Source organism: Mycobacterium sp. SMC-13 (assembly GCF_045311035.1).
Lineage (GTDB): Bacteria > Actinomycetota > Actinomycetes > Mycobacteriales > Mycobacteriaceae > Mycobacterium.
The window spans coordinates 1-26,079 of sequence record NZ_JBJIAI010000002.1 but is presented as its reverse complement, the minus strand read 5'-3'; the positions used below and the strand labels follow the sequence as shown (position 1 = coordinate 26,079).

Annotated in this window: 29 protein-coding genes and 2 pseudogenes; 16 read left to right on the top strand and 15 right to left on the bottom strand. The window is 65.4% G+C overall.

Features of this window, described 5'->3' with window-relative positions:
* Positions 1 to 234 precede the first annotated feature (234 nt).
* The 3 genes from ACJH6I_RS03145 to ACJH6I_RS03135 form a co-directional block, all read right to left on the bottom strand.
* The gene (locus tag ACJH6I_RS03145) at positions 235 to 1,491 is read right to left on the bottom strand and encodes a ThiF family adenylyltransferase (RefSeq protein WP_406783715.1); all 1,257 of its coding nucleotides are present in this window, start codon (positions 1,489 to 1,491) and stop codon (positions 235 to 237) included.
* Between the two features lie 65 nt (positions 1,492 to 1,556).
* Positions 1,557 to 1,946: a hypothetical protein gene (locus ACJH6I_RS03140; protein WP_406774243.1), complete on the bottom strand. Its 390-nt coding sequence runs from the start codon at positions 1,944 to 1,946 to the stop codon at positions 1,557 to 1,559.
* Positions 1,943 to 2,218 carry a hypothetical protein gene (locus ACJH6I_RS03135; RefSeq protein WP_406774244.1) on the bottom strand — a complete coding sequence of 92 codons (276 nt, stop codon included), beginning with the start codon at positions 2,216 to 2,218 and terminating at the stop codon, positions 1,943 to 1,945. Before ACJH6I_RS03135 ends, ACJH6I_RS03140 begins: the two co-directional genes overlap by 4 nt.
* 104 nt (positions 2,219 to 2,322) lie before the next feature.
* Between ACJH6I_RS03135 and ACJH6I_RS03130 the strand changes: the two genes are divergently transcribed.
* Positions 2,323 to 2,700 carry a helix-turn-helix domain-containing protein gene (locus ACJH6I_RS03130; protein ID WP_406774245.1) on the top strand — a complete coding sequence of 126 codons (378 nt, stop codon included), beginning with the start codon at positions 2,323 to 2,325 and terminating at the stop codon, positions 2,698 to 2,700.
* Positions 2,697 to 3,287, top strand: a complete 591-nt coding sequence (locus ACJH6I_RS03125; RefSeq protein ID WP_406774246.1) for an ImmA/IrrE family metallo-endopeptidase — start codon at positions 2,697 to 2,699, stop codon at positions 3,285 to 3,287. The genes ACJH6I_RS03130 and ACJH6I_RS03125 overlap by 4 nt, the downstream gene beginning before the upstream one ends.
* A 503-nt stretch (positions 3,288 to 3,790) precedes the next feature.
* Here ACJH6I_RS03125 and ACJH6I_RS03120 read toward each other — a convergent pair.
* Positions 3,791 to 4,471: a PAS and ANTAR domain-containing protein gene (locus tag ACJH6I_RS03120; RefSeq protein WP_406783840.1), complete on the bottom strand. Its 681-nt coding sequence runs from the start codon at positions 4,469 to 4,471 to the stop codon at positions 3,791 to 3,793.
* A 319-nt stretch (positions 4,472 to 4,790) separates the two neighbouring features.
* Here ACJH6I_RS03120 and ACJH6I_RS03115 point away from each other — a divergent pair, with 319 nt between their 5' ends.
* The gene (locus ACJH6I_RS03115; protein ID WP_406774247.1) at positions 4,791 to 5,006 is read left to right on the top strand and encodes a hypothetical protein; all 216 of its coding nucleotides are present in this window, start codon (positions 4,791 to 4,793) and stop codon (positions 5,004 to 5,006) included.
* A gap of 396 nt (positions 5,007 to 5,402) precedes the next feature.
* Here the strand turns inward: ACJH6I_RS03115 and ACJH6I_RS03110 are convergent.
* From ACJH6I_RS03110 to ACJH6I_RS03100, 3 genes and pseudogenes are all read right to left on the bottom strand, one after another.
* Positions 5,403 to 5,585 (bottom strand): annotated as a pseudogene (locus ACJH6I_RS03110) (AAA family ATPase); the annotation flags it as partial.
* Positions 5,585 to 6,613, bottom strand: a complete 1,029-nt coding sequence (locus ACJH6I_RS03105; protein WP_064860711.1) for a DNA polymerase IV — start codon at positions 6,611 to 6,613, stop codon at positions 5,585 to 5,587. The gene ACJH6I_RS03105 and the pseudogene ACJH6I_RS03110, both read right to left, overlap by 1 nt.
* A 1-nt stretch (position 6,614) precedes the next feature.
* A complete protein-coding gene (locus ACJH6I_RS03100; RefSeq protein WP_406783839.1) occupies positions 6,615 to 7,205 on the bottom strand; it encodes a TetR/AcrR family transcriptional regulator in 591 nt (196 codons plus the stop codon).
* 148 nt (positions 7,206 to 7,353) lie between these two features.
* Here ACJH6I_RS03100 and ACJH6I_RS03095 point away from each other — a divergent pair, with 148 nt between their 5' ends.
* The 7 genes and pseudogenes from ACJH6I_RS03095 to ACJH6I_RS03065 all read left to right on the top strand — a co-directional run bounded on the left by ACJH6I_RS03095 (position 7,354) and on the right by ACJH6I_RS03065 (position 12,528).
* Positions 7,354 to 7,893 (top strand): NADPH-dependent FMN reductase, encoded by a 540-nt coding sequence (locus tag ACJH6I_RS03095; protein WP_064860710.1) that lies wholly within the window; start codon positions 7,354 to 7,356, stop codon positions 7,891 to 7,893.
* A 179-nt stretch (positions 7,894 to 8,072) separates the two neighbouring features.
* A complete protein-coding gene (locus ACJH6I_RS03090) occupies positions 8,073 to 9,356 on the top strand; it encodes a CdaR family transcriptional regulator (protein ID WP_082934901.1) in 1,284 nt (427 codons plus the stop codon).
* A 98-nt stretch (positions 9,357 to 9,454) separates the two neighbouring features.
* Positions 9,455 to 10,000: an RNA polymerase sigma factor gene (locus ACJH6I_RS03085; protein ID WP_212813713.1), complete on the top strand. Its 546-nt coding sequence runs from the start codon at positions 9,455 to 9,457 to the stop codon at positions 9,998 to 10,000.
* Positions 9,997 to 10,704, top strand: coding sequence for a Rieske (2Fe-2S) protein (locus tag ACJH6I_RS03080; RefSeq protein WP_212813716.1), 708 nt, complete (start codon positions 9,997 to 9,999; stop codon positions 10,702 to 10,704). Before ACJH6I_RS03085 ends, ACJH6I_RS03080 begins: the two co-directional genes overlap by 4 nt.
* A gap of 199 nt (positions 10,705 to 10,903) precedes the next feature.
* Positions 10,904 to 11,236, top strand: coding sequence for a cupredoxin family copper-binding protein (locus ACJH6I_RS03075; RefSeq protein WP_374704303.1), 333 nt, complete (start codon positions 10,904 to 10,906; stop codon positions 11,234 to 11,236).
* Positions 11,233 to 12,165: a metallophosphoesterase gene (locus ACJH6I_RS03070; RefSeq protein ID WP_064860709.1), complete on the top strand. Its 933-nt coding sequence runs from the start codon at positions 11,233 to 11,235 to the stop codon at positions 12,163 to 12,165. The genes ACJH6I_RS03075 and ACJH6I_RS03070 overlap by 4 nt, the downstream gene beginning before the upstream one ends.
* A pseudogene (locus ACJH6I_RS03065) lies at positions 12,162 to 12,528 on the top strand (hypothetical protein). The gene ACJH6I_RS03070 and the pseudogene ACJH6I_RS03065 overlap by 4 nt, the downstream one beginning before the upstream one ends.
* 151 nt (positions 12,529 to 12,679) lie before the next feature.
* On the opposite strand, the gene ACJH6I_RS03060 reads toward ACJH6I_RS03065, so the two are convergent.
* Positions 12,680 to 13,897 (bottom strand): IS110 family transposase, encoded by a 1,218-nt coding sequence (locus ACJH6I_RS03060; protein WP_406783714.1) that lies wholly within the window; start codon positions 13,895 to 13,897, stop codon positions 12,680 to 12,682.
* Between the two features lie 669 nt (positions 13,898 to 14,566).
* On the opposite strand from ACJH6I_RS03060, the gene nrdH reads away from it, so the two are divergent.
* The 4 genes from nrdH (at position 14,567) to ACJH6I_RS03040 (ending at position 18,733) form a co-directional block, all read left to right on the top strand.
* Complete coding sequence (gene nrdH / locus ACJH6I_RS03055) at positions 14,567 to 14,806, top strand: glutaredoxin-like protein NrdH (RefSeq protein ID WP_020104016.1); 240 nt, start codon at positions 14,567 to 14,569, stop codon at positions 14,804 to 14,806.
* Positions 14,807 to 14,838: 32 nt separating this feature from the next.
* The gene (gene nrdI, locus ACJH6I_RS03050) at positions 14,839 to 15,282 is read left to right on the top strand and encodes a class Ib ribonucleoside-diphosphate reductase assembly flavoprotein NrdI (protein ID WP_061000407.1); all 444 of its coding nucleotides are present in this window, start codon (positions 14,839 to 14,841) and stop codon (positions 15,280 to 15,282) included.
* Complete coding sequence (gene nrdE / locus ACJH6I_RS03045) at positions 15,249 to 17,417, top strand: class 1b ribonucleoside-diphosphate reductase subunit alpha (RefSeq protein ID WP_082762311.1); 2,169 nt, start codon at positions 15,249 to 15,251, stop codon at positions 17,415 to 17,417. The genes nrdI and nrdE overlap by 34 nt, the downstream gene beginning before the upstream one ends.
* Before the next feature lie 134 nt (positions 17,418 to 17,551).
* Complete coding sequence (locus ACJH6I_RS03040) at positions 17,552 to 18,733, top strand: threonine synthase (protein ID WP_135357879.1); 1,182 nt, start codon at positions 17,552 to 17,554, stop codon at positions 18,731 to 18,733.
* On the opposite strand, the gene ACJH6I_RS03035 is transcribed toward ACJH6I_RS03040, so the two are convergent.
* The 6 genes from ACJH6I_RS03035 to ACJH6I_RS03010 all read right to left on the bottom strand — a co-directional run bounded on the left by ACJH6I_RS03035 (position 18,672) and on the right by ACJH6I_RS03010 (position 23,385).
* Complete coding sequence (locus ACJH6I_RS03035) at positions 18,672 to 19,346, bottom strand: response regulator (RefSeq protein WP_064858005.1); 675 nt, start codon at positions 19,344 to 19,346, stop codon at positions 18,672 to 18,674. The two genes, ACJH6I_RS03040 and ACJH6I_RS03035, sit on opposite strands and share 62 nt — an antisense overlap.
* Positions 19,336 to 19,686 (bottom strand): sensor histidine kinase, encoded by a 351-nt coding sequence (locus ACJH6I_RS03030; RefSeq protein ID WP_234789576.1) that lies wholly within the window; start codon positions 19,684 to 19,686, stop codon positions 19,336 to 19,338. The genes ACJH6I_RS03035 and ACJH6I_RS03030 overlap by 11 nt, the downstream gene beginning before the upstream one ends.
* A complete protein-coding gene (locus ACJH6I_RS03025; protein WP_244602420.1) occupies positions 19,580 to 20,980 on the bottom strand; it encodes a hypothetical protein in 1,401 nt (466 codons plus the stop codon). Before ACJH6I_RS03025 ends, ACJH6I_RS03030 begins: the two co-directional genes overlap by 107 nt.
* Positions 20,981 to 21,030: 50 nt before the next feature.
* Entirely contained in the window at positions 21,031 to 22,383 is a 1,353-nt protein-coding gene (locus ACJH6I_RS03020) for a CitMHS family transporter (protein WP_406783713.1), read from the bottom strand.
* A gap of 135 nt (positions 22,384 to 22,518) precedes the next feature.
* Positions 22,519 to 22,941 (bottom strand): cupin domain-containing protein, encoded by a 423-nt coding sequence (locus ACJH6I_RS03015; protein ID WP_061000393.1) that lies wholly within the window; start codon positions 22,939 to 22,941, stop codon positions 22,519 to 22,521.
* Between the two features lie 48 nt (positions 22,942 to 22,989).
* Complete coding sequence (locus ACJH6I_RS03010) at positions 22,990 to 23,385, bottom strand: VOC family protein (protein WP_061000391.1); 396 nt, start codon at positions 23,383 to 23,385, stop codon at positions 22,990 to 22,992.
* Between the two features lie 99 nt (positions 23,386 to 23,484).
* Between ACJH6I_RS03010 and ACJH6I_RS03005 the strand changes: the two genes are divergently transcribed.
* The gene (locus ACJH6I_RS03005; protein ID WP_165605526.1) at positions 23,485 to 23,649 is read left to right on the top strand and encodes a hypothetical protein; all 165 of its coding nucleotides are present in this window, start codon (positions 23,485 to 23,487) and stop codon (positions 23,647 to 23,649) included.
* Positions 23,650 to 23,698: 49 nt separating this feature from the next.
* Here the strand turns inward: ACJH6I_RS03005 and ACJH6I_RS03000 are convergent, their stop codons facing one another.
* The gene (locus ACJH6I_RS03000) at positions 23,699 to 24,580 is read right to left on the bottom strand and encodes an exodeoxyribonuclease III (protein ID WP_061000385.1); all 882 of its coding nucleotides are present in this window, start codon (positions 24,578 to 24,580) and stop codon (positions 23,699 to 23,701) included.
* 184 nt (positions 24,581 to 24,764) lie between these two features.
* Here ACJH6I_RS03000 and ACJH6I_RS02995 point away from each other — a divergent pair, with 184 nt between their 5' ends.
* Entirely contained in the window at positions 24,765 to 26,006 is a 1,242-nt protein-coding gene (locus tag ACJH6I_RS02995; protein WP_135357878.1) for a Fic family protein, read from the top strand.
* Positions 26,007 to 26,079 lie beyond the last annotated feature (73 nt).

Sequence of the window (26,079 nt, the reverse complement as noted above, 5' to 3'; positions counted from 1 at the left end):
GAACCACGCGTCGCGCTGCCGATGTCCGGCGGAACGGCGCAGGGACGATCGTCCTACTGCAAGCGAAAGATGTTTCGCACCTGGTGTTTTCATCAACTGCGAAGACCGTCGGCCTGACGAAGCGTCGGCTTGGTGAACGGGTGCTGTCCCGCCCCGGGACAACTTCAGTGCTTGACCGCGATTCGCGGAGGTTCTCTGCGCCCGGACTGGAACTCCAGGCGTCGCAGGTACTGACTAACACCTCACGTCTCCGCAGTATCCGCACGCCGGATCACGACGGGGTGTATGTAGTTGGCGGTCACCCTCGCGAGGGAACAGCACCGTATAGGCGGGGTCACCTTCCTCGTCGAGCAGCCCGGTCATTCCCATCATGAATCCATTGACTGCTTCGGCCACCGCGAGTGCGTTCAATGCGATGACACTCGGTGCAGGTAGCTCGTCGACGTACCGTGCGGCAGGGCGGGCCGTCTCCGGCGCAAGGTCGAGCGCGAGCTTGGTCGGATCGATCAGCTGGTTGCACCACAGACAGCCGTTCCCCGGGATGAGCGGACGGTTAGCGACGTGGATGCGACCGACTGTCCCGTCATCGCTGACTGGAACTTTGACACCGACTTGAACACCCGGGATGAGACGCTGCTCAATGACCTGGTTCACGAAATGGCGTGCAGAGTGCGAGTCAGCAGCAAGGAATATGAAGTCGCACCCTTGCAGTGCGGCTTGCGCGTCCGGTCGTTGCACTTCCCTGACGAATTCATCAACGGTGACACCGGGATTGGCGCGACGAGCGCTGTGCGCTGCAATGGTCGTCTTTGCCACGCCGACGTCGTTGGGCTCGGCGCCGACGAGACGCGGAAGATTGTCGTCACTGGCCAGGTCGCCGTCGATGAGGACCAGGTGCCCGACACCGAGGCGGGAAATGAATTCATTGATCATGCTTCCGGCTCCGCCGAGACCGACGATCCCAACCCTGAGCGCACTGAGCACCTGTTGGCCGATATCGCCGAACACGCGCACTTGACGGTCCCAACGGCCGCCAGCAGACGATGCCAGAGCTGGCGTCGGACGCAGCCTTAGTACGGTTCGTCCGGCGACGATGAGTTCCGCCAAGTCCGCACGGCCACCGTCAGGGAGCCAGATGTCACCAGCTGCTGCACCGTCGGCCAGTACGAGCCCGATCACCGGGCGGTCGATTAGCTGAACCAGTGCCGGGTAACCACGCTCGTGGCTGGCTAGGTCGATGCTGGAGAATCGGACTCGTCCGAAACCTCCGTGGTTGTGGACCGCGACGTAGGCCCATCCGTTTGCGTGCGCACGCATCGCACAGTCGCGGACGAATTCAGGTCTCAGCGCATGGAATCCGGTCGTTCCACGGACGTAGTCGACCCCGTCAATCGCTGGAATGACCTGCCGGACCAGTAGGCGTGCCCCGCGTGGCCCTTCGGTTGGTTCGGCGAGCAGAACGGCTCCGTGCGCGCCGTCATCGGGAAGCAAATGTGTTGTCAGTACTGCCCAATCTCTGGAGCGGAATGTGAGGCTCCACCCGTCACTGGGTGGGTTTATTGGCACCGCAGCCACGCCATCACCTTCATCGCTTTCAGCGCGGCCGTGTCCACGGACGCGCTCCATTGACTTGATCGGCGCGACAACTGCAACGCCGGCCGATCCCGCCAGCTGACTTCCTGGATCGCTTCACCGTGCGAGTGCCCGTCACGGCGACGCAGACGTCCCACGTAGTGGGGGTATACATCGCTGGCTGGGTACGCCGAGTTGATGTGGAAGCCCAGCCAGGTGACATCTTCAACGAACGGTGCGCCTACCGGTACGTCATCGACGACGACGAACCCGCCACCGTCGCCGTCTGGCGTGACTGTGACGGTGTGGCCCGGAAACTGGTGACGAACTCCAGCCACACCGACGGCAGTCGCCTCCGACAACTCGAAGTTCACGAGTTGTCGTCCCCCGCAACGGCGGTGAACTCCATGTTCGGGTGGACGTTCACTACGTCGGCGTCGCCGATGTTGACGTATCGGTTCCCCTGCTTGACCGCGAGCGGGAAGTCCTGCTGGATGACGACTCCCGCGCGGATCGCGTCGGCCTTGATCTGGGCTCCGGTGCGGGGGCCGCGCGGGAGCTGGATGCTCTGGTTGTTGAACAGTACGGGGACCAAGCGGTCCTTGCTGTGTGCTTCCTCAGCAGCTTGTGCGGCGACGCTGGTCATGGCGACCTCCAAGTGGTATACGTACGACACGGCGTTTGAATTTTCGAACGCTACAGTTCGAGACTAGCAACACTGTTCGATTTGTCAAACACACCTGGAGACCGATGGCGTCCACCTCCGTCGACGTAGCGAGCCTGCACGCCGCCCTCGACGCAGCACGAAACAGCAAACAGTTGTCGTGGAGGCAGCTCGCCGGAGTCCTCGACCTCAGTCCGTCGACGCTGTCTCGTCTGGCTAACGGCCACACTCCAGACACCGCTGCATTTGCCAGCATGGTGACCTGGCTCAATATCCCCGCCGAGCGGTTTATTCAGGCTGAACAATCCGAGGTCGATCGCGAGGAACCCGACTTGGTTGCGACTCTCGCGCCACTTCTCCGCGCACGAAAAGATCTGCAGCCGGAGGACGTTGAACACCTCGAGCAGCTCATCGGTTCCGCAGTCCGCCGCTTCCATAACGAGAGGTCAAGCAGGCAAGGATGACCTTTCGCTGGACCCAGAAGGCGATGGCCGAGCTTGCCCGTGAAGAACGTACTGCGCTCGGCCTCGGCTTGATGGATCCGCTTGACCCCTACAAGCTCGCGGAAACGTACGGCATCCAGATCTATTCGATCTCCGAGCTCGCAGCGAACGATTGCCCTATCGCCACCATCGAACACTTCCGAACCAACGGTTCGAAGAGGTGGTCCGCTGCGCTCATAGCGGTCGGCACCGGGCGTCTCATTATCGAGAATGACAGCCATCAGGTGGTTCGACGACGGTCCAGCATCGCGCACGAGATGAGTCACCACCTTCTCGAACACGCATTCCCGGAGGGACTACTCGGTGACGACCATGCCCGCCTCTATAGCGAAAAAGTCGAGAGGGAAGCCCTCTACCTGTCTGGCGAACTCCTAGCCCCCACCGAAGCGTGCAAGAGGCTCGCGTTCCGAGAGCTCGACAACGCCGCCGTCGCCGAACTGTTCAACGTGAGCGCACAGTTCGCGCAGATGCAAATGAAGGGCCCGCGCAGCTACGCCAAGCGGGCGCTCGCGAAGCAGGCGAGAGAACGGCAAAACGGCGGCCGCTGATGCGGAGCGGGGCACCCGTACCGGAAAGAATCGATCCTGAAGTTTCCGTGCTCCCTTGACTGGGCCGCCCGCGGGGGTGGGCACGCTCAGCCCGCTTATCGGTAGCTAATCCATTTTTGCGCTGCGTATATGTGCGCTGATCAGCTCTTATTGTGTGGAGTACATGTGCTCCATGAGCATGTCGCTTGCGCCGACTGCTTTGGTGGGCGAATTTCGCCGCATGAACCTACAAACAGCAGTTGTGCAGTCGAAATTTGGTCGAAATCGGTTGGCTACCAAATCTTCTCCGACGCCACCACCGTGCCGTAACGTAACTCATGCCGGTGGATTGGGAAGGGTTGCTTCCGCGCCTCCATCGTCAGGCGACTGACGGCCGCAACCACGGTGCTAAGCAGCAGCATCGGCTCGAAAGTCGCCGCTCCAACCGCGCCGGCCTGGCACTGCTGCTGCACCCACGTGCTGCTGCGCAGAACGCATGCCGATAGCTCTGCCCTCTGGGCCAGTCAGGGCAAGGACTTCATGTCATCGTCTGGCTCATTGACCAACAACAGGTGATCAATCAGCGCCAGCAGGTCGGTGGGAAACTCCGCATCGGCCAACGCTTCCAACAAGTGCGCCGCCACCTTTTTGAGCTTGACGCCCGTCGTCTGCGAGCGCCACCGCAAAAACTCGAACGCCCGATCAGCATCGACACCGTAGGCCGCCATCAGCACGCCCTTGGCCTGATCGATCACCGCACGCGACTCGGCCACCGATTGCACCTCCGCCGAAACATCAGCCTGCACAGCGGCGGTCACATCGATGTAGTAGCCCTGGGTCCCGATGATCTGACCGCCCTGGTCAACCAGGTGATCGCTGACCACCACAACCCAATGTGTCTTGCCACGGGTGTCGATGATCCGGTGCCGACTACTGAACAAGCCACCCTGCTGCACGCGGCCCAGCAAGTCCGCCACAGAAGCCCGATCATCGGGATGCTTATGGCTCAGCAACAACTCGGTGGAAGGCTGCACCTGCCCCGGCTTATAGCCGTGCATGCGCGCCAAATCATCGGACCACACCCACCGCTGATCGGCCAGGAAAAACTTGAACCGACCGGTGACCTGGATATCGCCGCCGGCGGTAACCGCAGCGACCGCCCACAGCCCGACATCGGCGCCGCCACCCGAAGAACCCACAGGCATCTCAGACACAGCACACCACCGTCATCGGTGCCGGACCATGGAGGCCGCGGCTGCCCGACAACACACTCAGCGCATCACATTTGGGCTTCACGGCGTACATATCGTCACACGAAAGTCAGCTCGGCGCGTTCCAACAAACCCTTCCTACCACCGTGGACGCACCGCTGCGCCTGCTTAACCAAATCCCATGCTGTTAGCTGACATTGACCCTTGACCCACCCCTCACCCGGCGAAATCGCCAATCGGTCCCGTCGGCGCAGATAACCAACAATGCGATCGTCTGGCCAGTGCGCAAGGGGGGCTGCTGAGCGTTGGCGTCGTGACGTTACGAGGCGCTGTCGAGCTGTTCGACTTCAGCCGCCCGACGCCGGTCATCGGCCGCCGCGGCGCGGTCAACGACAGCAGCACGACGGTGATCATCGGCGGCAACGTGATGCGCCACTTCGCGAGGGCCGCCGCAGTGAGCATTCTCGTGAGCCCACGCGGCACGCTCGTGGGCACGGGCGGCCGCTTCATGGCGTTCAGCCGAACGTAGATACGCCTCCAGCGCCCACTGCCGCGACTGCAACGCTCGCCGCTGGCCAAGCTCAAGGTCCTCGGCGGTGAGCACACCACCAGTGACCAGCCGCCGACGTAAACCGGCGAGCTCGTCGGCCCGATCAGCGGCTCGGGCAGCCCGCGACGACGGCATGAAGCTGACACTAGGCCGACACAGCGATACCGCAAGGGGGGACTCAGACACCATCGAGTACAGCCCTACAGATAACACTGGCCTTCACGACCCTGACCGCAAGAAACCCAACCATCAGCGACAGTCGAGTACACCCCTCACCGACCTACAGATAACCGCGATGGGCTCAGCAACATGCCGAGTGCACCGGATTCGGGTGGGTCACAACGCTGGCTGCAACACGCCGAAACCATGTACGGAACCGCCCTCGCGGGCCAGGGACCCGATGACCTCGCCGCGTCCGCAGTCGGCCAGCAGCCCCAGTGCCCGGTACACCGAGGACTTGCCGGTGCCGTTGGCTCCGGTCACGACGGTCAGCTCCGACAGCGGCAGGACGATCTCGCGCAGCGACCGGTAGCCCCGGATGGCGATGGTGGTGAGCACTACTGCGGCATCTCCAGTTCCAGCCGCACCCCGAGCAGCCGCACCGGCCGGTCCAGTTCGAAGTCGTGCAGCAGATCGATCGCGGTTCGGGTGATGGTCTCCAGATCCGTACCGGCCATCGGCAACTTGCGAATCTTGGTGCGGGTGAAGAACGTTTTGGTGCGCAGGGTCACGGCCACTCGGGTGACGACACGGCCCTGCTCGACGATCTCGTCGAGAGTCTGGCGGGCCAGCTCGCTGACGGCGGCGTCCATCTCGGCGACGTCGGTGAGGTCTGCCGGGAACGTCACCACGTGGCTGCGTGACCGCGGCACCCACAGTTCAGCCGTGACGTTGCTGTCGCCGCCGCCTTTGGCGAGCAACAGGATCCACAAGCCTGTGGTCGGACCGAAGGTTGACGTGAGCAGCTCAGCGTCGGTGCGGGCCAGCTCCGCGACGGTGGTGATGTCCAGCTCGGCCAGCTTTTTCGCGGTCTTGGGACCCACGCCCCAGAGCGCGTCGACAGGCCGGTCGCCCATGACCGTCATCCAGTTCTCGGCGGTGAGCGCGAAAACCCCGGCCGGCTTGCCGAATCCGGTGGCGACCTTGGCGCGCTGCTTGTTGTCGCTGATGCCGACGCTGCACGACAGGCCGGTCTCGGCAGCGATCACGGCCCGAATCTTCTCGGCCAGCTCGAACGGATCAGCCACGGCCGCACCGACATACGCCTCATCCCAGCCCCACACCTCGACCGGATGGCCGAGGTCGCGCAGCAGGCCCATCACCTGTTCGGAGGCTTCGTCATAAGCGGGTGCGTCCGAGGGCAGGAAGACGGCCTCCGGGCATTTGCGGGCGGCGGTGCGCAGCGGCATCCCGGCGTGGACGCCGAATTCCCTTGCCTCATAGGAAGCGCACGTGACCACCTTGCGGGGCTCGGTGGGGTCACCGCTGCCGCCGACGATGACGGGCAGACCGACCAGCTCAGGGTGCCGGCGCAATTCGACGGACGCCAGGAACTGATCGAGGTCGACGTGCAGTACCCAGGTCATCTCAGGTCCCGCAAAGCTTGCGCGCCACGCTTTCCCACGCATCGCCCTGCGCCTGCAGGTTGTGACCCAGATCGTCGAGCTGGTGGCTGATGTAGTCGGCGTCGAGAAGAGCCAGCAGGGCATCGGTCTGGGCGTCGAGGTCTCCCGTGGTGCCGGCGGTGTGCAGCAGCATCCGGACGTGGGTGCGGTGGACGGCGGCCGCGGCCCCGAAGCGGCTCTGCGGATCACGCCCGGCGTCGGACAGCAGGGCGCGGTGCTGCCAGGCGAACTGAAGCCGGTCGCGACCGTAGGCGAGCAGTCGTTCCAGCGGCGGTGAGCCGGGACCCAGCGGAGGTGGGCCGAACATCATGGCGTTCTGCTCGACCTGCTCGTCCTCGTCGAGGAGTACGAGCATGAGGCCGGCGCGGCTGCCGAACCGGCGGAACAGGGTGCCCTTGCCGACGCCGGCCTCGGCCGCGATGTCGTCCATGGTGACGGCGTCGGAGCCGCGCGCGGCGATGAGCCGGCGGGCCGCGTCGAGAAGCAGGAGCCGGTTGCGCGCAGCATCGCCGCGCTCGACCGGCGCAGCCGGACTCATCGGCAGACCCGCCATGGGCAGGTTCGTGGGCCGCAGTTGCGCCACCCCGTCGCTCATGAAAAAACTTTAACTCAGGCGGAATGAATCGGACCGCAGTCCGGTTGACTCATGCGAGGATCGGTTCGCCGGAACCGTCCACAGAGACAAAGCTAGGGGAAAGAAAATGGCAGATACCAAGGTCCTGGTCCTGGTCGGCAGCCTCCGCGCGGCCTCGCTCAATCGCCAGCTCGCCGAGGTGGCGGTCGAATCTGCGCCTGATGGCGTGACGGTACGTGTCGCGGACGGGCTGGCCGACCTGCCGTTCTACAACGAAGACATCGACAACGACTCGGTTGCCGAGGCGGTCGTCGCGCTGCGCCAGATCGCGGGCGACGCGGACGCGATCCTGGCTGTGACCCCGGAGTACAACGGCACCATTCCCGCCGTCTTGAAGAACGCGATCGACTGGCTGTCGCGCCCTTACGGCTCCGGCGCCGTCGCCGGCAAGCCGCTGGCGGTCATCGGGACCGCGCTCGGCCAGTACGGCGGGGTGTGGGCACATGACGAGAGCCGCAAGTCGTTCGGCATCGCCGGTGCGGATGTCGTCGACGTCAAGCTGTCCCTGCCGGCGTCGGCGTTCGACGGCAAGCATCCCCGCGAGGCGGCCGAGGTCGTCGAGGGCGTGCGTGGCGTGGTCGCCAAGCTGGCCGCCGAGGTCGGCTGAACACAGCTCGGGTGAGCATCAGGGCCGCCGGTATCCGCGAACGGATATCGGCGGCCCCGTTGCTGTGTGGCCGCTGAGCGAACACCGCGACGAAAATTCCGGTAGCTGCCGTTCTTCGGGGACAAACGGACTGACGACGAACTACGGTTTGGGGGTGGCCGGGAAAACAGGCAGTTAACGTGGCCGGTGGCGCAGACCGCACCGGCGCGGGTGACGCGTTGACGCAGGCGGTGGCCGGAATCGGCACGCGACTGGACGCTCGGCTCACCGACATCACGCGCTCCATCTCCGAGCTGCTGGTGTCCGACATCGCCGAGCTGCGCGACGAAGAGCAACTTCAGCAGATCCTGGCAGACTCGGTCGCCGCGAACATCGATGCGTTCTTCGCCGCGGCGCGACACGGTATCTCGATCGACCTCCTGCATGCCCCCGCGGCCGCGATCGAACACGCGCGGCGGCTGGCGCAGCGCGACATCTCCGCCAATGTGCTCGTCCGGTCGTACCGGCTCGGCCATCAGGCGGTACTGAAAGAGGTCCTGGAGGAGGTCCGGACCGCGGACTTCGACCCGCAGCTGGCGTTGGACGTCTTCGACGTGATGTCGACGATCTCGTTCAACTACATCGACAGGATCTCCCAAGAGGTCGTCGAGGTGTACCAACAGGCTCGCGAGAGTTGGCTGGAGAACCGGAACAGCGTGCGCATCACGGAGATTCGTGAACTGCTGGCCGGCGGCGACGTCGACATCGACGCCGCGACGGTGGCGATCCGTTATCCACTGCAGCGCACCCATCTCGCGGTGGTGCTGTGGTGCGACGACTCCGAGGACCGGTTGGCCGAGATGGAACGGCTGATCCAGCAGTTCGCCGCGTCGATCGGCGCGGCAGATTCGCCGCTTTTCGTCTCGGTCGACCGCGCCACGGCATGGGCCTGGGTCGCAGTGCCCGCGGCAGTGATCGCGGAGGCGGTGACGTGGCTGGGGAGCCTGGTGCCGGCCGACGGGCCGTACGTCGCCGCCGGCACTCCGCAGTCCGGCGTCGCCGGCTTCCGGCTGTCGCACCGGCAGGCCGAAGACGCCCGCGCCGTCGCGGTGGCGTCGGGCCCGCAGCGGCGCCGGTTCACCGCGTTCGGCCACCGTGGCATCGCACTCGCGGCACTGCTGGGGTCGAATGTCGATGCGCTGTCGGCGTGGGCCACGGAAGTGCTTGGCCCGCTGGCCTGTTCGACCGACGGCGACCAGCGCCTCCGGGAGACGCTGCAGGCCTTCCTCAAGGCGGGCGGCAGCAACAAGGCCGCGGCCGAGGAACTGCACCTGCACACGAACTCGGTGAAATACCGGGTGCAGCGGGCGATCGAACGCCGGGGCCGGCCCATCGAGGACGACCGGCTCGACGTCGAGGTGGCGCTGCTGCTGTGCAGTCTGTTCGGTGACCGGCTGCTGGACCCGGTGGACGACGGCGGGTGACGGTGTTGCCCGCGGCAGCCCGATGTAACCCCGGCGGCTATCTACTTGTCGAAGTGGTCCCGGGGTGTGCCGGGCCGCACCGATGAGACGGGGCCAATGTGTCTGCACAGCGTGATCCTGTGCACCGACCCCCGCTCCGCGTGGTGTCGTCGGATTCCCGGTATCCCGACTGGGAATCCGTCTACCAGGACAACGCGACGTGGGTGTACCGCACGATCTACGCGCGGGTCGGCAATCAGGCCGACGCCGAGGACCTCACCGCCGAGGTGTTTCTCGCCGCGCTGCGGCCGTTGCGGCTGACGGCAAGTGCTGCCGAGGTGCGGGCCTATCTGCGCAGTACCGCGCGCACGGTGCTCGCCGCGCACTGGCGCGAGACGATGGGGCGGGAGATCACGGTGATCGACCTGGACATCGAGGCGCCGCCGGAAGCCGAGGAGTCCATCAGTACCGCGCCGGACCGTGTCGCTGCGGTGTTGGACGCCCTGCCGGACAACTATCGACGCATACTGGAGCTGCGATTTCTCCAGACCAAGTCGATCAAGGAGTCCGCAGCGGAGCTCGGCGTCAGCGTCGCCAACGCAAAGGTGTTGCAACACCGGGCATTACGGCTGGCGGCACAGATCAACGAGAAGGGCGAGCCATGAACGCGCGGGGGTTGCGCCGGTACCTCGACGATCTGCTGCGCGGCCGCAAGCCGTCGCGGTTCACGCCCGACGACTTCGACGCGGCGCAGATGCGGACGGCGATCGACCTACAGGCGGCCCGGCCCGGCGCCGACGAGCCGCGTCCGGAGTTCCTCGCCGATCTGCACGCCAGACTCGCCGCACAGTTCGACGGCGACGACGCGGCGGCGCCGAAGCCGGGTTGGCTGCGCGCCAACCGACGGCAGGTGATCGTCGGGACATCGGCGGCCGCCAGTGCCGCGGTGGCCGCGGTCGCCGTCGACCGGGCTTTGGTGGGCCGCAGTGGGTCTGGCAAGCAGGACACCGCGAGCCAGGAGTTGGTTCCGTCGGCGGGGACGTGGCAGAAGGTCGCCGACAGCGCCGAGGTGTCGGAGGGTGCGGTGCATCCGTTCGACCTGGGCTCGGTCGTGGGGTTCGTGCGCAGGGTCGACGGGAACGTGCAGGGCATCTCGGGTGTCTGCACGCATCAGGGCTGCCGGCTCTGGTTCGACGGGCCGGACGACAGGTTGCGCTGCCCGTGCCATTCCACGTCGTTCGCCACGGACGGTCACGTCCTGACCCATCAGTTGCCGATTGCGCCAAAACCCTTGCCGAAGTTCGAGGTTCGGGAGGTGGGCGGCGTGATCGAGGTTTTCGCGCCGACGCCGCCGAGCCAGCCGGCCTGAGGCGGTGTAACCCGCCGCCGTATCTGTTGGTGAGGGTGCGCAGGCGCGCCCGTACCCGACGACTACGGAGGTTCCCGTCGTGTCGCGACGATCCCTGGTGGCGCTCTCCGGCGCAGTCCTGTTCCTGTCCGCATGCACCTCGACCGTTCCACAAAGCTCAACTGCAACCGCGGTTTTCAGTTCCGGCGTCACGCCTGGCATGTCGGGCTCCGGGTCCGGACCCGCGATGGGCTCGATGACGATGGCCCCGCCCGAACCGGGCCACCAGGCGCCGATGCCGGCCGGCCCGAACGCCGTCAACATCGACAACTTCGCGTTCGCGCCCGACACGCTGACGGTGCCGGCCGGAACGACCGTGACGTGGACCAACCACGACGAAGACCCACACAACGTCGTCGCCGAAGGCGGTCAGTTCCGCTCTCCGACAATGGGTTCCGGCGCCACCTTCAGCTACGTGTTCGCAGCGCCCGGCACCTACACGTACGTCTGCGGCATTCACCCCTTCATGCACGGGACGGTGGTCGTCAAATGAGTGACTCGCAAGGCGACCCGCAGCAGATGAACCGCCGCCAACTGCTCCGGCACACGGCGTGGTTCGGCGCGGCCGTGGGGCTGTCGGTGGTCGGCGGGGAAGTGCTGTCGCACGTCGCAGGTAGCTCTTCCGGGCCGGCCGCGCAGCCCACGCTGCGCTTCGCCCAGGTCAGTGACAGTCACATCGGCTTCACCGGTGCCGCCAACACCGACGTCGCCGGCTCGTTCACCCATGCCATCGACACCATCAACAACCTCGGCTACACGCCGGATTTCGTCATCCACACGGGCGATCTGACGCATCTGGCCACGCCGGAACAATTCGACCAGGTCCGGCAGATGATGACCGGACTGCGCACCCCGCACGTGTTCACCGTTCCGGGAGAACATGATTCGGCCGACGACGCCGGCGCCAAGTACCGCCAGGCTTTCGGCGCGGGCACCCGCGGCGACGGCTGGTACAGCTTCGATATCGCCGGCGTACATGTCATCGCATTGGTGAACACACTGAACCTGAAGAAACTCGGCCACCTCGGCGTCGATCAACTCGAGTTCGTGGAGAAGGACGTCGCCGCGCTGTCGAGCGATACCCCGATCGTGGTGTTCAGCCACATCCCGCTGTTCGCGATGTATCCCGACTGGGGCTGGGGGACCGACGACTCCGCCCAGGCCCTGAGCTACCTGAAGCGGTTCGCCTCGGTGACCTGCCTCAACGGGCATGTGCACCAGGTATTTTCGAAGACCGAGGGCAACATCACTTTCCACAGCGGCACCACCACCGCTTACCCGTTGCCGCATCCCGGCGACGGTCCGGCACCGAAACCGCTGACGTTGCCGGCCGGCAAGCTGCACGACGCGCTCGGTATCCGTGAGGTCAGTTACCAGACCGGTCAGCACACGCTCGCGCTCAAGGAACGGACCCTGCTGTGACTCTTGTCTACCGTTTGGTGATCGCGGCGGCCATGGTTGTCAGCGGCGGTGTGCACGCCTACCTCTATGTGCACGGGTACCGACACATCCCGACGATCGGCACCGGCTTCCTGGTGCAGGCAGCGGTGTTCTGTGCCGTCGGCGCGCTGCTGGCGGTGGGTGCGCCGCGGTGGTTCGGATGGGCCTCGGGAGTGCTGTCGGCGGGGGCATTGGCGGCGTTCGCGCTGTCGCGAACCGTCGGCCTGTTCGGATTCGTGGGAGACGGGCGCCGAGCCGGTACCGTATGCAGTCCTCAGTGTGGTCGCCGAAGCGGTGGCCGTACTGGCGGCGGGGGTGTGGGCGGTACGCGCCACGCGGGGGTGATGGTCGCATGTGTCACGTCCGTCACGCCTGTACCACCGCAGTGATGCCCGTCGCGTGGAAATCGGCGTAGCTGGCCACTTCCGCCGGGCCGAGCCCGGCGCGTCGCGAGCGGCGCGTCGCCGCAACTTGATGCTCCTATTTCTGTTAATAGTCAAGCGGCGTGGTTGAGCTGGGTGTTTAACCATTGGCGGTAGGTAGCGGCGAGGGTGTCGTCGCGTTTGAGGCCGCGTTCGAGGCGGGAGATGTCGTTGGGCCATACGCCGAAGTGGTCGGCGACGGCGGTGAGAGTGATGTTTGTGGCTCGACGAGCCGGGCGGAGGTCGCTGTAGTCGTCGATCGGGCTGGGTGCGGTGAGGTGTTTGAACATCTCGCGGGCGATAGCGCGTTTGAGCATCCGCAGGATCTCTTTTTTGGACCGGCCGGCGGCGGTCTGGCGGGTGACGTAGTCGCGGGTGCGTTGGTCGTGGGCCATGCGGACCAGGGCGATGCGGTACAGGGCGTTGTTGGCGGCGCGGTCGCCGCCGCGGGAGAGTCGGTGGCGGCTGGTTTTCCCGGACGAGGCCGGGATGGGAGCGACTCCGGTGAGCATCGCAAAGGAGGCTTCGCTGCGGAGTCGTTGGGGGTTGGTGCCGGCGGTGATGATCAGTTGAGCGGCGGTGTCCGGGCCGACGCCGTGGGCGGCCCGGAGTGCAGGATTGAATGCAGCAGTGAGGGTGTCGAGCTCAGCAGTGATTTCGTCGGCCTGATCTTGCAGGAAGGTGACGCGGCGGGCCAGTGTTTTGCAGGCCGTCAGTACTGAGACCGTGACGGGATCGTTGTGTGTAGCGGGTCGGCATCTGGACAGCGCGGCCACGAGCGTCAGCGTGGTGGTGTAGCCGCGGTAGCGCTCGCGTATCTCGGCGGGAGCGGTGACGAGGAGGTCCTTGATCTGCTGGATGGCTGCGGTGCGGGCTTTGACGGCGCCGCGACGGGCGGTCAGCAGGGCTTTGAGTGCATTGGTGTGGGGGTCTTTGGGGACGGCTGGGCTGTTGCTGGCCAGCGCGGCGCGGGCGGCACTGTAGGCATCGAGCGGGTCGGATTTTCCTTGCCTGCGCCTGGCTGCCCGGTCGGGTCGGTTGACTTCAACGACGTGAATAGCGTTGGCCTGCAATGCTTGTGTGAGTCCGGCGCCGTAGCTGCTGGTGCCCTCGACTCCTGCGGTCACGATGTCACCAAAGCTGCGGGCCCAGCAGATCGCGGCCCAGTAGCCGGTGGGGTTGGTGCGGAATTCGGCGTCGCCGAGCGGTTGGCCGGTGTCGGTGATGGCGGCGACGTGGATGGTGTCCAGATGGGTGTCGGCGCCGATGACGACTCGGCGTGGGGATGTCACGATGGTGGTGTCCTCTCCGTAGTAATGAACCGTGCGGGTGGGTGACAACCCTGCGGGGCGGGCAGACAAGACATTGATGAGGAACGGCCAGGCTCCTGATTAGGTCATGTCCGCCCCGCTGGGCTCTCGGGGCAACGCTTGCTCGCGCGTCGCTGGTGAGACAGATCAAGTCGAAGACAACCCAGCAGGGCGTCAGTCGGTGGGAGGGTCATCACCAGCGGCGAACGAGCAAGGTCATCCTCGCCCGAACGGGTTGAACACAATCAATGTCGGTGGCTGGTGATAAACCGGTAGTCGGAGCGCGACACGCCCCCGGGTGTGATGTGCGACACGCCGAGAGAGTGTCTCGGATTCGGCCTTACGACCTGGGAATTTCACGAATGTTGTTCAGAACATCTTGTATCTGTTCGGTTTGTCGCCCACTAGGTGTAGTGTTTGACGGACCGACAGGCCCCCACAATTTGAGGGTCGGCCGGGGCCGCAAAGTCGGTCGGACGGGGATTCCCGGACGTGCTGACAGCAGTGGCTCGGGACGACCGGAGATGCGGGAATTTCAGGGGTTGCCGGGCCGCTGATCCGGATGGGGATATCAGCGGAAAGCGCTACCCCGTCAGTTGCCAGCCATGTTCAGTTCAGCTTCCAGGCCTTTCGAAGAGGAGTCGTACCGAGATGACCGTCACCGTGTACACCAAGCCGGCATGTGTGCAGTGCAACGCCACCTACAAGGCGCTGGACAAGGCGGGCATCGCTTACGAGAAGGTCGACATCAGCATCGATGACGAAGCTCGCGAGTACGTGCTGGCGCTCGGTTACCTGCAGGCCCCGGTCGTCGTGACCGACAGCGAGCACTGGTCAGGCTTCCGTCCCGACCGGATCAAGGCGCTCAGCACCGTGGCGGTCACCGCCTAGAAGACAACCAACCGGGGGAGGAGAAGGAAACAGTGAGCAATCTCGTCTACTTCTCCAGCGTGTCGGAGAACACCCACCGCTTCGTCCAGAAGCTGGGTATCCCGGCCACTCGCATCCCCCTGCACGGCCGCATCGAGGTCGACGAGCCCTATGTGTTGGTGCTCCCGACCTATGGCGGCGGACGTGCCACCCCGGACATCAACGACGGTGGCTACGTGCCGAAGCAGGTCATCGCCTTTCTCAACAACGAACACAACCGGTCGTTGATCCGCGGCGTTATTGCCGCGGGCAACAACAACTTTGGTGCTGAATTCGCGTACGCGGGCAATGTGGTCTCTCGTAAGTGTGGTGTTCCGTACCTCTACCGCCTCGAACTCATGGGAACCCCGGACGACGTCATCGCCGTTCGTGAGGGTCTGGAAGATTTCTGGAAGGAACTCTCGTGCCACCAACCGTCACAGCTGCAGAACCGGTAGCCGCCACCACGCACGCGCTGCCCGGTGAGAGCGACTACCACGCTCTCAACGCGATGCTCAACCTGTACGACGCGGACGGCAAGATCCAGTTCGACAAGGATGTGCTCGCGGCGCGGGAGTACTTCCTGCAGCACGTGAACCAGAACACGGTGTTCTTCCACTCGCAGGACGAGAAGCTCGATTACCTGATCGAGAAGGAGTACTACGAGCGCGAGGTGCTCGACCAGTACAGCCGCAACTTCGTCAAGCAGTTGCTCGACCGGGCGTTCGCCAAGAAGTTCCGCTTCCCGACGTTCCTGGGCGCGTTCAAGTACTACACCAGCTACACGCTGAAGACGTTCGACGGCAAGCGCTACCTCGAGCGCTTCGAGGACCGCGTCGTGATGGTCGCCCTCACCCTGGCCGCCGGTGACACCGAGTTGGCCGAGAAGCTCGTCGACGAGATCATCGACGGTCGGTTCCAGCCGGCCACCCCGACGTTCCTCAACTCGGGCAAGAAGCAGCGCGGCGAGCCCGTGTCGTGCTTCCTGCTCCGCATCGAGGACAACATGGAGTCCATCGGCCGCTCCATCAACTCGGCGCTGCAGCTGTCCAAGCGCGGCGGTGGAGTTGCGTTGCTGCTCAGCAACATTCGTGAGCACGGCGCGCCGATCAAGAACATCGAGAACCAGTCCTCGGGCGTCATCCCGATCATGAAGCTGCTGGAGGACTCGTTCTCCTACGCCAACCAGCTCGGTGCCCGCCAGGGCGCGGGTGCGGTCTACCTGCACGCGCACCACCCCGACATCTACCGCTTCCTCGACACCAAGCGTGAGAACGCCGACGAGAAGATCCGGATCAAGACGCTCTCGCTGGGCGTCGTCATCCCGGACATCACGTTCGAGCTGGCGAAGAAGAACGAGGACATGTACCTCTTCTCGCCGTACGACGTCGAGAAGGTCTACGGCCTGCCGTTCGCCGACGTCAACGTCACCGAGAAGTACTACGAGATGGTCGACAACGGCGCCATCCGCAAGACGAAGATCAAGGCGCGCGAGTTCTTCCAGACCCTGGCCGAGCTGCAGTTCGAGTCGGGCTACCCGTACATCATGTTCGAGGACACGGTGAACCGGGCCAACCCGATCGACGGCAAGATCACGCACTCGAACCTGTGCTCGGAGATCCTGCAGGTGTCGACGCCGTCGCTGTTCAACGAGGACCTGTCCTACGCCAAGGTCGGCAAGGACATCTCGTGCAACCTGGGCTCACTGAACATCGCCAAGGCCATGGACTCGCCGGACTTCGCCCAGACCATCGAGGTGTCGATCCGGGCCCTGACCGCGGTGTCGGACCAGACGCACATCTGGTCGGTCCCGTCGATCGAGCAGGGCAACAACGATTCTCACGCCATCGGCCTGGGGCAGATGAACCTGCACGGCTACCTGGCCCGCGAGCAGATTCACTACGGCTCCGAAGAGGGCATCGACTTCACCAACATCTACTTCTACACGGTGCTGTTCCACGCGCTGCGCGCCTCGAATCGCATTGCGATCGAACGCGGTACGAAGTTCGGCGGGTTCGAGAAGTCGAAGTATGCCTCGGGTGAGTTCTTCGACAAGTACACCGACCAGGAGTGGGCGCCGAAGACCGACAAGGTGCGCCAGATCTTCGCCGATGCCGGCATTCACATTCCGACGCAGGATGATTGGCGTTCGCTGAAGGAATCGGTGCAGGCGCACGGCATCTACAACCAGAACCTGCAGGCCGTTCCGCCGACGGGCTCGATCTCGTATATCAACCATTCGACCAGCTCGATCCACCCGGTCGCCTCGAAGATCGAGATCCGCAAGGAAGGCAAGATCGGCCGCGTTTACTACCCGGCGCCGTACCTCACCAACGACAACCTGGAGTACTACCAGGACGCGTACGAGATCGGCTACGAGAAGATCATCGACACCTACGCCGCCGCGACTCAGCATGTGGACCAAGGGCTTTCGCTGACGCTGTTCTTCAAGGACACCGCCACGACGCGTGACGTCAATAAGGCGCAGATCTACGCCTGGCGCAAGGGCATCAAGACGCTGTACTACATCCGGCTGCGCCAGATGGCTCTGGAGGGCACCGAGGTGGAGAATTGCGTCAGCTGCATGTTGTAAGCGTAGCTAACTAAAATGCGGGCTAGGGAATCCCCTGGCCCGCATTTTTGCGGCGACCACCTTGGAAGCTTGGCGTGTCTGCGGCCCGCGGTCCGCGGAAGGCCCGGCATGCTTCATGTGGGAGGGGAGTGTCGATGACTGCGCAGGAAGCAAGCCTTGTCGACCGAAGCGGGCGGCGATATCCCGCTGACCAACCCCGCTGGCGCGGTGACGACGGCAGCCCACTGGCCTTCGAACCGCTACCGGGCATCGGCCGCGAGCAGATCGCCACTGCGATCAACTCCCAGTGGCGTTACCGCTCGGCATTGCCAAATGATCCCTTGGCGCACATCGATCCGGTGACCCTCGGCGAGGGGCGGACGCCGTTGATCACCCGGACCTTCGACGGCGTCGACGTCGGCCTGAAGGTCGAGTCGATGAACCCCACCGGCAGTTTCAAGGATCGTGGCGTCGCGGTGATGGTGACTGCCTTGCGCCACCAGGGGATCGACCGAGTTCTCGAGGACTCCAGCGGCAACGGCGGATCCTCGGTCGCGGCGTACTGCGCGGCAGCGGGTATCGAAGCCCACATCCTGGTGCCGGCGGCTACGTCGCCGAACAAGATCGTGCAGAGCCGGCTGCACGGTGCCGACATCGAATTGGTCTCCGGCGCCCGACAGGACGTGGCCGACGAGGCGGTGCGCCGAGCCGACACAACGTTCTACGCCAGCCACAACTGGCATCCGTACTTCCTGCAAGGCATCAAACTGATCGCCTACGAGATTTGGGAAGACCTCGGATTCCGTGCCCCCACAGCGGTTCTTGTGCCCGCCGGTGCCGGCAGTCTGGTCCTCGGCTGCGCCATCGGATTCGGCGAACTGCATCGAGCCGGCGCGATAGAGCTGATGCCGCGAATCCTCGTCAGCCAGCCGCAGAATTGCTGTCCGCTCGTCACGGCCATCGAACAGGGGTGGGACGAGGTCGCCGAACACGAGTGGTCGACGACCGTCGCCGAGGGGACGGCCATCGCCAAACCCGTGCGGGATCGCGAAGTGCTGCAAGCGATCCGGGACACCGGTGGGACAGCCGTCGCGGTCCCGGAGGACGAGTTGGTTCCCGCCGTGGGCGAGCTTGCCAGGACCGGGCTGTTCGTCGAACCCACCAGCGCCCAGGTCGTGCCCGCGTTGCGCCGGCTGCATGCGGCTGGCGAGATCAGTGCCGCGGACACCGTCGTCGCCGTCCTCACCGGATCCGGGCTGAAGGCCAATCACCTTCTCACGCCAGGGCATAACGCTGGCGAGGGCGGCCTGCAGAGCCATACTGCAGGCCCATCGTGAGGGTGCCGGCCCGCACCAGATCCGCGAGGTAGCGCCGCGCGGTAGCCGGGGCGATGCCCACCAGTTGCGCTATCTCGTCTGCCAACAACGGTTCCCCTGCCTCGCGCAGCGCGTCCACGATCAGGCGCTCGGTCAGCGGGGCGCCGTCGTCCTTCTTGGCTGCCGGCCGCTCGGACCGCAGCGCCGAGACCGCCGAGTCCACCTGTTCCTGCGTCAGGTGTGGGCCGTCGAGAATCCGCCGATACGCCGTGTAGGCAGCCAGGCGCCGCGCCAACTCGGTGTTCGGGAACGGCTTGATGAGGTAGTGCAGGGCGCCTGCGGCCAACCCGGCCCGGATGCTCGCCGCATCGTCGGCGGCACCGAGAATGAATGCGTCGCAGCGCAGGTTGCGCACCAGGTCGATGCCGGAGCCGTCCGGCAGGTAGACGTCGACCAGCGCCAGATCCACCGGTGCCTGCGCGGCGTCGGCATCGGCCAACATCGTCCTGGCTTCCGTGATGGTTCGCGCCGAGCCGACCGTGACCAATCCGAGCATCGAGTCCACCACCGAGGCGTGCAGCGCGGCGACCCGAAAGTCGTCGTCCACCACCAGGATTCGCAGCTCACGCGTCATCGTCCAGAACACCTCCCGGAATCGTCGCCAGCACCGTCGTCGGCTCGCCGTCCGTGCCGCCGCGTGCGGCGATGGTGACGTCCCCACCATGTCCGCGTGCCACCTGCCGTGCGATGGCCAGGCCCATACCGCGCCCGCCCGGCACCGTCGGATCAGATCGCGTGGTCACGCCCTCCAAGAAGGGGTCGTCGACGGCGAACCCCGGCCCGGTATCGGTCACCACGATCACCAGATCATGTCCGTCGCGCAGCAGATCCAGCTCGACTGCCGGGACGTGCGCGTCCGGCGCTGAGTTCTCGGCCGCCGCGTCGATCGCGTTGTCGAGGAGATTCCCGACCACCGTCGTGGTGTCCACCGGGTGCGCGAGCGTACCGACCAGCGCCGTCTCGTCGCCCACTCGCAGCACGACGCCGCGCTCGTGTGCACGGGCCGCCTTCGCCCCGACGAATGCCCGTAGATGCGGCTCGTCGAGGCGTTCCAGACCCGGCACGGGGGCGACGCCGGCTCGCCCGGTGATCTCGTCCAGGTAGCTCAGCGCCTCGGCGGTCCGGTCGTCGCGGAGCAGGCCGGCCACCACGTGCAGACGGTTCGCCGACTCGTGGCGCTGTGCCCGCAACGCCGAGCTCATTGCCTGCACCGAGTCCAGTTCCCGGGGTGAGTGCCTCGATGTCGGTGCGGTCCACGGCCGTCAGCACCGTGCCCAGATCGGTGCCGTCGCGGTGTACCCGCCGGGACGACACCAACACCACGCGTTCGTTGACGGCCGCGGCCACCGGCACCGTCGTCGGCTCCGCCGCGACCGCGGCCACGCGGGGAGTCAGGCCCAGATCGCCGAGCGGTGTCCCTGGTTCGGCGGTGATGCCGAGCAACTCCCGCGCCCGCTCGTTGATCACCCGGGCGATGCCGTCCGCATCGATCGCGATGACGCCCTCGGCGCCCGAATGCAATACCGCGTCCTGCTCGCGGATCAGCTCGGCCATCTCCTCGGGCTCCAGGCTCAGGGTGAGGCGGCGCCACCGCCGGGTCAGCAGCGCCGAGCCAATGCCGCCCACCGTCAGTGCAATCGCCACCAACGTCACCATGAGGACCAGGGTGCGGTGGGTGGCCTGATTGACGGTGTCCATCGCCACGCCGACGCTGACCAGGCCGACGACGGTGCCGTCCGGACCGCGGATCGGTGCCTTCGCGCGGACCGAATCGCCGAGGGTGCCCTGCTGCACCGTCAGTTCGGACTTGCCACCGCGGACGGCGGACGGATCGGTGCTCAGCGGCCGGTCCAGCTGCGTCGCGTCGGGATGTGCGATGCGATAGCCGGCGTTGTCGGCGATCACGACGAACAACACCCCGGTGCGGGCGGTGATGGCCGCGGCCTGCCGCTGCAGCGGGGCGGCGGCCAGCTCCGCGGCGGAGGCCGGGTGGCCGGCCCGGCGCGCCGCCGATTGGGCGGCCGCGCCGGCCTGGACCTCCTGATCCGAGGCCACCGTCTCTGCGATGGCCTGGGCGCGGCGCGCGAATTCGGTTCGGGTCTGGGTGTCGGTGCGGTGGATGATGATGCCGAAACCGGCGGCCAGGCTGGCGGTCACGATCACCATCTGCAGGATCAGGATCTGCGTGCGTAATCGGATCCTCGGCATGATGGTCGAGGCTATCGCCGTCGACGACGGATCGGCCGCGGATCGGCGCGTCAGAGCGGTATCTGGCCGAGGACGACGCCCACCACCAGTATGGTCAGCGAGACCACCGCCGCGCGCCACAACACCTTCTTGTGATGATCGGCGAGGCCGACGCCGGCCAGCGCGACCAGCAGCAGGATCGCCGGGACCAGCGGGCTCTGCATGTGGAACGGCTGTCCGGTGATCGAGGCCCGCGCCATCTCGGCCGCGCTGATCCCGTAGTGGCCCGCGGTCTCCGAGAGCACCGGCAGGACGCCGAAGTAGAAGGCGTCGTTGGACATCAGGAACGTGAACGGGATGGACAGAATGCCGGTGATCACGCCGAGGTGCGGGCCCATCGACTCGGGGATGATGCCGGTGACCCAGGTGGCCACCGCCTCCACCATGCCGGTGCCCTTGAACACTCCGGTCAGCACCGCGGCAGCGAGCACCATGCCCACCACCGACACGATCGATGACGAGTGCCGAGTAATCGCGGCTTGCTGCTCGGCCACCTGGGGGAAGTTCACCATGAGGGCTACTGCAGCGGCGATCATGAAGAGCACCGGGATGGGCAGGATGTCCATGGTGAGCACCGCCAGCAGCGTGATGGTGACAAATGCGTTGAACCACAGCAGTTTTGGTCGGGCGACCTCACCGGAGATCGCGCCCGAGTTGTCGGCGGCACCTTCGAATGCGTCACCGCCGCCGAGGCCCGACGGTTCCGGCCCGCCTCCGACACCGGCCAGGACCCGCTCGCGAACCACGATCGAGCCGATCCGTTTGCGCTCCAGCACTCCCAGGTGCCACGCGAACGCCAGCACGATGAACATTCCGGCGATCAGCGACGGGATCATCGGGACGAACACCTCGGACGGCGAGATCTTCAGTGCGGCCGCCGCGCGCGCCGTCGGGCCGCCCCACGGCAGGATGTTCATGGTGCCGTTCGCCAACCCGGCGACCACGGTGAGCACCACCGGGCTGACACCCAGCTTCAGATACAGGGGTAGCAGCGCCGAGACGGTGACGATGAACGTCGTCGAACCGTCACCGTCGAGGGAGACAACCGCCGCGAGCACCGCGGTGCCGACCACCAGCCGCGCCGGATCGTGATCCACCATGCGGATCACGGTGCGGATGACCGGATCGAAAAGCCCGACATCGATCATGATTCCGAAGAACACGATCGCGAAGAACAGCATCGCGGCGGTGGGCGCCAGGTCCTTGATGCCGTCGGTGATCATCTTTCCGATACCGCTGCCCGCCCCGGCCAGCAGGCCGAAGACCACGGGGACGGCGATCAACGCCACGATGGGCGTGGCGCGCTTGGTCATGATGACGACCATGAATGCGGCGACCATGGTGAGGCCGAGGGCTACCAACATCAGCTATCTCCTGAGGGGGTGACTGGAGCAATCTCAGAAGGGTCGCTGTAACCGGCATCACAACGCGAGCTTGTACGTATTAGTCGGGCTTTTGCGTGTTTTGCTCGGTGGTGCGTTGCCCCACGCTGACGGTGACTAGTGCGTCATGCGCCCGCTGCCGGCGGCGAGGCGACGGCCCACCCGCGTCGCGAAACGGCCGGCCCGGATCAGCATCCGCGGGAGCGGGCTACGCAGGGTGGCGTGCTTCCGGACGTAATCCGGGACGTGCCACCGGTGGGTGGTGCCCGCCGCGAATACCGCGGAATCGCCTGGCCTCAGCCAGATTCCGGTCTGCGGATCACCAATCCGGACCTCGCCGGCGACGATATGCACCGCCTCCTCGGAGGAGAACGTCCAGTCGAACGTTCCGGCCGAACAGTCCCAGATATAGAACTCGACCGCCGAGTCGCCACTGGTGTGCCAGCGCCGCGACCGGGCCCGGGGTTGGCCCTCGATGACCCAGGACGGATCGATCGGGCTGTCCATCAGGTCGTCATCCTGTGCGAATGCTGACTGCATGCTGGGAATCGTAGTGGTGGGCAAGGCTCGCCGAGGCCGGTTCTCGGACTATGCGGCAGCGGACACCATCGTGAAGATCTGCCACGAGTGGCCGTCGAGGTCGTGGTAGCTGCGGCCGTACATGAAGTCTTCGTCATCGGTGTCGCCCACCGTCGCGCCTGCGGCCAGGGCGCCGTCCACCAGCCTGTCCACGCATTCGCGGCTGTCGACCGCCAGGCAGATGACGCACTCCTTGGTCTTCGAGGCGTCGGCGGTCTCGGCCGGGTGCAGGGAGTCGAAGACGTCGCGCTGCGTCAGCATCGCGTACTGGTTCTCGCCCAGCACCAACGTCACCGCGTTGTCGCTGCTGAAGGTCTCGTTGAACGAATAGCCGAGACCGGCGAAGAACTTCCGCGAGCGCGCGACGTCGGCGACTGGCAGATGGACGAAGATCATGGCGTGCATCGGGCTGCTCCTGTGGTCCGCGGCGCCCGGAAGCGGGTGCCGTCACAGAGGTAGACAGCCGGCCCGCCCACAACTCATCGCGTGCGTGAAGATGATCCGATGTCGACGACCGTTCAAGTCATCCTGGTCACCGCTCTCGTCTTCGGGATTGTGATCGCGATCTTCGGCGCGGTCTACGCGTGGGAGAAATGGGGCAAGGGCACGCGCCTGGAGCAGAAGGCGGACCGATTCTTCGATCGCCTGAGTGACATGTTCGACCGTTAGCGACACCGTCACGGCGCCGATACCCGTTGTACTCCAAGTTATTTGGCTATCAGGGGAAGGCGTACTGCACGACCACGGGTGCGTGGTCGGACAGCCGCGCGTCAGGTGTCGCTTCCTTGTCGACCGTCACCGATACGGCGGTCCGCGCGAGCCTCGGCGTGGCCAGGTGGTGATCGATCCGCCAGCCCACGTCCCTGACGAACGATTCGCCCGCCCAACTCCACCAGGACAGCGGCCCGGGCCGCTCGCCGTGCAGCGTCCGGACCACGTCGACGAGCGTGCGCGGGCCGATCTGCGCGTCCAGCCAGGCGCGTTCCTCGGGGAGGAAACCCTCCATCTTCTGTGCCGGCCGCCAATTGGTGACGTCGTGCGGAAGGTGCGCCAGGTTCAGGTCGCCGAGCAGCAGGAACTCGCGGCCCGTCGCGAGCGCCATCCGACGGCTGCGGTTCAGTTCGCGCGCGAACGCCGCGAGGAAGCGCATCTTCCGGTCGTACTTGGCGCCGCCGTCCGGAATGTCGCGGATGTTGCCGGGCCGCTGCAGGTGTGCGGGCAGGCCGCCCTTCGGCAGGTAGAGGCACGCCACCGTGAGGGGAGCGTCCGCGAGGTCGACCTCGAGATACCGGCCCTCGAGCGCTTGCGCCGCAAGTCCCCGGCTGCGCGGCGGATGCGAGACCCAGGTCCGCACGTCGGAAGGCGCCTCCCGCGTCAGGATCGCGACGCCGTTGCGGCCCGGGACGGAGCCACTGTCGATCGCCGCGTGATAGCCGTCGAACGCACCGACCTCCGCGGGCGGGCAGCGCAGCTCTTGCAGGGCCACCACGTCGAGTCCCCGCCCGGCGAGCCAGGCGTCGAAGCCACGGCGGCGTGCCGCCCGGATTCCGTTGACGTTGAACGTGGCGATGCCCAGCGGCGGGTTCGGTGTGTCAGCCATCGGGTCTACCCAAGCAGATAGGCAGGGAGACGTTGTCGCGCCCCGAGTAGTGGAGACCGTCGATAAGCGATGTCGAATCGCTATCTATTTTATATAGATGGCGTTCCGTATAAAATAGCGATGATTAGTGGTCGCGACAGGAACGCGTTTCGTGGTTCCAGATCAGTTGGGGAGGGTGCGCAGGATGTCGTATCGCACGCTGAAGTCGATATTCCATCAGCGTGACGCCGCGGGTGCCGATGCGGAGGAGCGCGTGCGTCGAGGGTCGCCGTCGGCTATGACCTGGGACTTTAATCTCGGAGGGCACCAAATGTTCTGCGTTGCGACACCGCAGATGTCTGTGCTGACTGAGCGGGCGATGATGCTCGACGCGCGTGCGCAGAGCACCTGGGCATCGCTGCCGCCGATCGCACAGTCTCACTACCTGCACTCGATGATCGTCGAAGAGATTCAGGCTACCAACGACATCGAGAACGTCAGATCTACGAGGCGAGAGATCGCCGATGCCTTGACATCATGGCAGGACGGCTCGACACAGAAGCGTCGGTTCCGTGAGATGGTCCGCTTGTACGAAGCCCTTGGCGATCGCACCGTGAACCCGCCGAAGACTCTCGACGACATCCGGGCGCTGTATGACGCGGTGACCGCTGGCGAAGTGGTGCCCGACGATGCTCCGGACGGCACCCGGTTTCGCGCCGGCCCGGTGTCGATCACCTCGGGTCAGAAGATCGTTCATGTCGGGCTGACGCCGGAGAGTGCAATCAATGACGCGCTGACGGTGATGCTCGCTCAACGCCGTGATGAGGATGTTCCCAGGCTGATCCGGGCCGCCGTTGCACATCTGATTTTCGAAGTTGCCCACCCGTTCTACGACGGCAACGGCCGGACCGGGCGTTATTTCATGGCCCTCGACATCGGCGAACTGCTGTCACCGATCTCTTGGTTCTCGTTGTCGGCGACGATCTTCGACAACAAAGATGCCTACTATCGTGCGTTTACGGAGGTCGAGCACCCGCTGAACCGTGGGGATGCGACGCCGTTCGTCGAGGTGATGCTCGGGATCTTCAGCGAGGCGCAGCACCGCCTTGCTACTGATCTCGATGAGCGTCGGGAAGCGCTCTCTGTGCTGCGCCAGTGCATCCACGACGTCGGGCGCCACGTCGACGCCCCCGTTGACATCGACGACGACGGCCGCGCGATCCTTTTTCCGCTCGGGCAGGCAGTTCTTTTTGGTCCTCGCGGTGTGCTGACGCTCGATGAGCTCACCGATTCAGGGAAGCGGTCTAAACAGTTCGTCCGGTCCAGGGTGCAAAGTTTCGTCGACGCCGGGCTCGTCGATGTGACATCCAGAAAGCCTCTTCGATTTCGGCTCAGTTCCGCGGGGCGTGCTCTCTGCGGCGTCGCGGTCCCCACGCCGACCGCCTAGTGTCCTGCGCCGTAAATTAGTTGATTAATTGTAGAATTGGCGGGTGGGAACCAGGGGTAGGCCGGTAGTCGAG

Bases quoted from the DNA above. Each gene is read 5' to 3' on its own strand.
- ACJH6I_RS03105 (WP_064860711.1), bottom strand. From the start codon at position 6,613: ATGACCTGGGTACTGCACGTCGACCTCGATCAGTTCCTGGCGTCCGTC.
- ACJH6I_RS03080 (WP_212813716.1), top strand. From the start codon at position 9,997: ATGAACGCGCGGGGGTTGCGCCGGTACCTCGACGATCTGCTGCGCGGC.
- ACJH6I_RS03095 (WP_064860710.1), top strand. From the start codon at position 7,354: ATGGCAGATACCAAGGTCCTGGTCCTGGTCGGCAGCCTCCGCGCGGCC.
- ACJH6I_RS03120 (WP_406783840.1), bottom strand. From the start codon at position 4,471: ATGCCTGTGGGTTCTTCGGGTGGCGGCGCCGATGTCGGGCTGTGGGCG.
- ACJH6I_RS02995 (WP_135357878.1), top strand. From the start codon at position 24,765: ATGTCGTATCGCACGCTGAAGTCGATATTCCATCAGCGTGACGCCGCG.
- ACJH6I_RS03040 (WP_135357879.1), top strand. From the start codon at position 17,552: ATGACTGCGCAGGAAGCAAGCCTTGTCGACCGAAGCGGGCGGCGATAT.
- ACJH6I_RS03025 (WP_244602420.1), bottom strand. From the start codon at position 20,980: ATGCCGAGGATCCGATTACGCACGCAGATCCTGATCCTGCAGATGGTG.
- ACJH6I_RS03125 (WP_406774246.1), top strand. From the start codon at position 2,697: ATGACCTTTCGCTGGACCCAGAAGGCGATGGCCGAGCTTGCCCGTGAA.
- ACJH6I_RS03015 (WP_061000393.1), bottom strand. From the start codon at position 22,941: ATGCAGTCAGCATTCGCACAGGATGACGACCTGATGGACAGCCCGATC.
- ACJH6I_RS03130 (WP_406774245.1), top strand. From the start codon at position 2,323: ATGGCGTCCACCTCCGTCGACGTAGCGAGCCTGCACGCCGCCCTCGAC.
- ACJH6I_RS03135 (WP_406774244.1), bottom strand. From the start codon at position 2,218: ATGACCAGCGTCGCCGCACAAGCTGCTGAGGAAGCACACAGCAAGGAC.
- ACJH6I_RS03010 (WP_061000391.1), bottom strand. From the start codon at position 23,385: ATGCACGCCATGATCTTCGTCCATCTGCCAGTCGCCGACGTCGCGCGC.
- ACJH6I_RS03100 (WP_406783839.1), bottom strand. From the start codon at position 7,205: ATGGCGGGTCTGCCGATGAGTCCGGCTGCGCCGGTCGAGCGCGGCGAT.
- ACJH6I_RS03020 (WP_406783713.1), bottom strand. From the start codon at position 22,383: ATGTTGGTAGCCCTCGGCCTCACCATGGTCGCCGCATTCATGGTCGTC.
- ACJH6I_RS03070 (WP_064860709.1), top strand. From the start codon at position 11,233: ATGAGTGACTCGCAAGGCGACCCGCAGCAGATGAACCGCCGCCAACTG.
- ACJH6I_RS03005 (WP_165605526.1), top strand. From the start codon at position 23,485: ATGTCGACGACCGTTCAAGTCATCCTGGTCACCGCTCTCGTCTTCGGG.
- ACJH6I_RS03000 (WP_061000385.1), bottom strand. From the start codon at position 24,580: ATGGCTGACACACCGAACCCGCCGCTGGGCATCGCCACGTTCAACGTC.
- ACJH6I_RS03035 (WP_064858005.1), bottom strand. From the start codon at position 19,346: ATGACGCGTGAGCTGCGAATCCTGGTGGTGGACGACGACTTTCGGGTC.
- ACJH6I_RS03075 (WP_374704303.1), top strand. From the start codon at position 10,904: ATGTCGGGCTCCGGGTCCGGACCCGCGATGGGCTCGATGACGATGGCC.
- nrdH (WP_020104016.1), top strand. From the start codon at position 14,567: ATGACCGTCACCGTGTACACCAAGCCGGCATGTGTGCAGTGCAACGCC.